3 protein-coding genes are annotated in these 2,527 nt (G+C 74.2%); 1 reads left to right on the plus strand and 2 read right to left on the minus strand.

What is annotated here, in order from left to right; all coding sequences use genetic code 11:
- Together VI078_10525 and VI078_10530 are read right to left on the minus strand one after the other, a co-directional pair.
- Nucleotides 1–1,528, minus strand: a 1,528-nt coding sequence (locus VI078_10525) for a hypothetical protein (GenBank protein ID HEY5999714.1), incomplete at its 3' end; no start/stop codon positions are given.
- Nucleotides 1,525–1,908, minus strand: coding sequence for a hypothetical protein (locus VI078_10530; GenBank protein HEY5999715.1), 384 nt, complete (start codon nucleotides 1,906–1,908; stop codon nucleotides 1,525–1,527). The genes VI078_10525 and VI078_10530, both read right to left, overlap by 4 nt.
- A gap of 197 nt (nucleotides 1,909–2,105) precedes the next feature.
- Here VI078_10530 and VI078_10535 point away from each other — a divergent pair.
- Nucleotides 2,106–2,527, plus strand: a 422-nt coding sequence (locus VI078_10535) for a DNA-processing protein DprA (protein HEY5999716.1), incomplete at its 3' end; no start/stop codon positions are given.

Consider the following 2,527-nt stretch of genomic DNA (forward strand, 5'->3'; position numbering starts at 1 on the left):
CGGCGGCCCCGGCGAGCGCGGCGACCAGCAGGATGAGCCCCGCCAGCGCCGTCGCCTGGCCGGCGCGGTGGCGCAGCGCGGCGCGGTGCCCGCCGCGCACCGCGTTGACGATCCCGAGGGCCAGCCCGAGGAAGACGTGCAGGCAGCCGATGCCGATGCTCAGCCCGAGGAAGAACGGCATGGACTTGAGGCGGTGCAGCCGCGGGTGCAGCGGGCGCATCCCGAAGTGCTCGCCGAGGGTGCCGAAGAACTCGCCGAACGCCACGCCGAAGAGGACGGCGACCGCCGAGGCGTAGAGCAGGACGGTGCCCAGGTCGCGCACGCGGCTGCCCGGCGGGAAGCGCCGGCGCAGCACCAGCGCGAACACCGCGACCGCGAGCCCGTAGCCGACGTCGCCGACGATGAGCCCGAAGAAGAGCGGGAAGAAGAGGGCGAGCAGCGGCGTCGGATCGATGCTGTGGTACACCGGCGGCGGCAGCAGCCGCACGAAGACCTCGAACGGCCGCGCGAGGCGCGAGTTGTGCAGCTGCACGGGGACGCGGCGCTCCTCGGCGGCCGCGACCGCGACGTCCTCCACGACGATGCGCCCGCCCGAGACCGCCTCGAGCTCGGACCGCAGCCGCGCCAGGACGCCGCGGGGGATCCAGCCGGAGATCACGAAGGAGTAGCGCGTCCGGAAGAACGAGGAACGGGCGCCGATCTGCTGCAGCCGCCCCGAGAGCGCCTCGGCGAGCGCCTCGAGGTACCCCCGCCGCTGCACGGCGAGCGCCGAGAGCGATCCGTCGATGTCCCGCACCTCGTTGGGCAGGCGCTCGCCCTGGGTGGCGATCTCCGCGAGCGCGCGGCGCAGCGGCAGCCGCCCGATCTCGGCGGGGAGCTTCAGCTCGCTGAGGTTGCGGTCCCAGAGCAGGGAGCGGACCTTCGCCGCGTCGCTGCGGCCGTAGAGCACGAGCGCGGCGACCGTGTGCTCGTCGACCTCGGTCGAGAAGAGCTGCGCCATCCCGTCGGTGACGCGCTGCAGCTCCAGCTCCAGCAGCGGGACCACGGCCTGCTGCTCGCGCGCGATGGTCAGCCCGACCATCTCGATGTTCTCCGAGTCGCCGACGCTCTCGACCAGCGGGAGGATCGCGCTGACCATCTTCTCGTACTTGACGAACAGCGCGAGCCGGTCCGCCGCCTCCTTGCGCCTGGCCGACAGCGCCTCCACGTGCTGGAAGAGCACGTCGACGACCCGGCGCGTCTCCTCCGAGCGCAGCAGCTCGAGCGACGGGACGGCCTCGCGCGGGACCTTCGGGTGGGGCAGCAGCAGCAGGGAGCGCCGCACCTTGTCGTAGAGCGTCTCCAGCTCGACGCGCTCGTGGGCCTCCTCGCGGTCCTCCGTCCGGCGGTCGCGGATGCTCAGCCGCGCGGTGAGTTCGGGGGGGAGCGCCTCGGGGTGCAGCGCCTCCAGCGCGTAGAGGACGCGCGTGGCGTCGTCGAGCAGCTCGCGCGGACCGTAGATCCGGACGCGGGCCATCGGGACGATCATGGCCCGTCTCCCTGCGATCCGTCTCCGAGGACGAGCGCCAGGAGCCCCTCGGCGGCCCGGGCGACCCGCTGCGCCGGCATCGCCCGGATGGCGCCGGCCTCCCGCGCGCCGGCTGCCTGGACCTCCTCCGCGGCCCGACGCGCCTCGGCGACGACCCGCTCGCCGAGGGCCGCCGACTCGCGGGCGAGTTGCTCGCCGCGGGCGGCAAGGCGCGCCTGCGCCTGATCCCGGGCCTGCCGGACGATTTCCGCGGCGGTCTCGTGCGCTTCGCGCAGGGCGTGCTCTATCTCTCGCTCGCGCGCGTCGATCCGCGCGAGGATCTCGGCGGGGGCCTCCACGGGAGCAGGGTCGCCGGCGGTCGGAACGGTCGGGAGTGCCATCGAACCTCCTCGCCGCCGCAACGGTGCACAGCGCTTCTTGTGAATCAATGTACACGGCACATACCCGAAATGCAAAGGCTTTCCGCCCAGATCCGGGGGGCGCGCCGGCCGCGCGAGGCTGGCCGGATGGGCGCCGCATTGACAATCGGTCGCCCGATGGTAGAGTAACGCGCATTTTCCACAGGCAACCGAGGGACATGAGCGACGAGAGAATTCTCACCATCGGGCTGAACACGCTGCCGGGGATGCGCGCGTGCGCGGCCGCGGCGACGTTCGAGCGCTTCCGGACGGCCGCTGCCATCCTCGCCGCGCCAGCCGAGGCCCTGACGGCCGTGCGCGGCGTCGGTCCGGCGCTGGCCGGGGCGGTGCGCTCGCTGGACGCCGCGAAGGCCGGCGAGGCCGAGGAGCGCCGGGCGCGCGAGTGCGGCGTGAGCATCCTCACGCTCGGGGACGCCGCGTACCCGGCGCGCCTGCGCATGATCCCCGACCCGCCGCGCGTCCTGTACGTGCGCGGGACCCTCGCGCCCGGCGACGACGACGGGATCGCGGTCGTCGGCGCGCGCGCGGCGAGCGCCTACGGGCGCACCGTGGCCGGCCGGCTGGCGCACGATCTGGCCGC

Source organism: bacterium (assembly GCA_036524115.1).
Lineage (GTDB): Bacteria > JAUVQV01 > JAUVQV01 > JAUVQV01 > DATDCY01 > DATDCY01.